Annotated in this window: 1 protein-coding gene and 1 pseudogene; both read left to right on the forward strand. The window is 74.6% G+C overall.

Annotation, left to right across the window (positions count from 1 at the left end):
* Positions 1 to 148 precede the first annotated feature (148 nt).
* On the forward strand, positions 149 to 1,630 hold the full coding sequence (locus ACWGL3_RS31985; protein ID WP_452462155.1) for a serine hydrolase domain-containing protein: 1,482 nt from the start codon (positions 149 to 151) through the stop codon (positions 1,628 to 1,630).
* A 244-nt stretch (positions 1,631 to 1,874) separates the two neighbouring features.
* Positions 1,875 to 2,441 (forward strand): annotated as a pseudogene (locus ACWGL3_RS31990) (dihydrofolate reductase family protein).
* Positions 2,442 to 2,486: the final 45 nt, after the last annotated feature.

Below are 2,486 nucleotides of genomic sequence, written 5' to 3' on the forward strand. Positions count from 1 at the left end.
TTGCGGCGGGTGCGGGCGACGGTCTGCGGTCCCAGAGCGATGCGCATCCGGCGGGGGGCCCGGGGGGGGGGGGGGGGCCGGGGCGGGGGGGGCGGGGGCCCCCGGGGGGGGGGGCCCGCGTCCCCGCCCGACCACAGAAGGAGCACCCGTGACGACGACGGCACCGCGCCCGGAGGACAGGCCGACCCCCGCACCCCGCCGGACCGCGGTCGACGAGGCGCACTGGGGCGAACGCCTCCGGGTGCTCGCCGCCGAGCACGGGGTTCCCGGGGCCCAGCTCGGCATCCTGGCGCTGGGCCGCCCCTCCGATGAAGGGGAGGGGCGGGAGCCCGACCGGATCGCCCTCGCCGCCTGCGGCGTGCTCAACACGGAGACCGGCCACCCCGTGGACACGGGTTCGGTGTTCCAGATCGGGTCGATCACCAAGGTGTGGACCGCCACCGCGATCATGCGGCTGGTCGACGAGGGGCGCCTCACCCTCGACACCCCGGTGGCGGAGGTCCTGCCCGAACTGCGGCTCTCCGACCCCGCGACGACCGGGCGGGTGCTGGTGCGCCACCTGCTGACCCACACCAGCGGCATCGACGGCGACCTGTTCACCGACACCGGCAGGGGGGACGACACCCTGGAGAGGTACGTCGCCCTGCTCTCCGACGCGGCGCTGATCCACCCGCTCGGAGCGACCTTCTCCTACTGCAACTCCGGTTTCCCGGTGCTGGGCCGCGTCATCGAGAGGCTCACCGGCGGCACGTGGGACGCGGCGATGCGGGAGGCGCTGTTCGCCCCCCTCGGTCTGACGCACACCGGCACGCTCCCGGAGGACGCGCTGCTGCACGGCGCGGCCGTCGGACACGTGCGGGGGCTCCCCGACCCGGTGCGCGCCCCGGTGTGGGGGCTGCCCCGGTCGATGGGGCCGGCCGGGCTCCTCACCTCCACCGCGCGGGACGTGCTGCGCTTCGCCCGCATGCACCTGGACGGCGGACTCGCCGAGGACGGCACACGCGTCCTGAGCGAGGAGGGCGTGCGCGCCATGGCGGAGTTCCAGGTCGACGTGCCCGGCGCGCACGCCCTGGGCGACTCCTGGGGGCTGGGCTGGATCCGCCACGACTGGAACGGGCACCGGCTCGTCGGCCACGACGGCAACACCATCGGGCAGTCCGCGTTCCTGCGCGTGTCCCCGGAGACCGGCCTGGCCGTGGTCCTGCTCACCAACGGCGGCCACGCGTCCGATCTGTACCACGATCTGTACCGCGAGGTCTTCCGCGACCTGGCCGGGATCGGGGTTCCCGACAGGCCGGCGCCGCCCCCGGTCCCGGCCGAGGTCGACCCCGCCCCCGTCCTGGGGACGTACGAGCACGCCGCGCTGCGCATGGAGGTGTTCGCCAGGGACGGCGACACCGTGATGCGGACCACCGTCCTGGGGCCCCTCGCCGACGTGGACCCCGAGCCCGAGCAGGAGCACGTCCTGGTCCCGGTGGAGGAGGGGTTCTACGTCGTGCGCCCCGGCGGTATGCGGTCGTGGGCCCCGGTCACCTTCTACGCCCTGCCCACGGGCGAGCGCTACGCGCACTACGGCTCCCGCGCGCTCCCGCGCCTGGACGACGGCGCCCGGGGAGCGGGCGGGGCCTGAGTCCGGGGCGCCGGCCGTCCGCGCCGGGCCGCGTCAGCGCCGGGGCCCGGCTCCAGGGACGTCCCGGTGGGGAGATGTACCGGTCGACCTCGGACACGATCCCCATCCGGGGGGCGGCGTGCACGGCCATGGAGTCGAGGGCCTGCTCGGCCCCTCCGGAAAAAGTTCCGCCCCGGTGTCGATCGGGGGAGGCCCCGTTCGACGTGTGGGTGAGTAAAGAGACAGAGCAACCCTGGAGTCACCTGTGCGCACCCTGATCGTCACCGCGTTCGTGTCCGTCGACGGAGTCATGGAGGCCCCCGGCGGCGAGCCCGGCTACCGCAACGCGGGCTGGACCTTCAAGGACATCGAGACGGACGAGGCGGCCTACGGGATCAAGGCCCGCGAGCAGGAGGAGGCGACCGCCCTGCTCGTCGGCCGCCGCAGCTAAGACGCCTTCGCCCCGGTGTGGCCGACGATGGTGGAGGAGTTCGCCGGCTACAACGCCATGCCGCGGTACGTGGTCTCCACCACGCTGGAGAAGGACGACCCGCGCTGGCCCGCCACGATCCTGCGCTCGGTCGAGGACGTGGCCGCGCTGAAGGAGACCGGGGGCGGGCCGATCTCGGTCCAGGCCAGCGCCACCCTGGGCCGGGCCCTGGCCGACGCCGGGCTGGTCGACCGCTACCACCTGCTGGTCTTCCCGGTGCTGCTGGGCGCGGGCAAGCGGCTGTTCAGCGACACGGACAAGGACGCCCAGAAGCTCAGGCTGGTCGAGCACGAGGCGTACTCCAACGGTGTCCAGAAGCAGGTCTTCGACGTGGTCCGCTGAGGCCGGGCCCGGAGGGCGCGGTACCCCGCGTCCGGGGGCGTCCGC

Source organism: Nocardiopsis sp. NPDC055824, assembly GCF_053616335.1.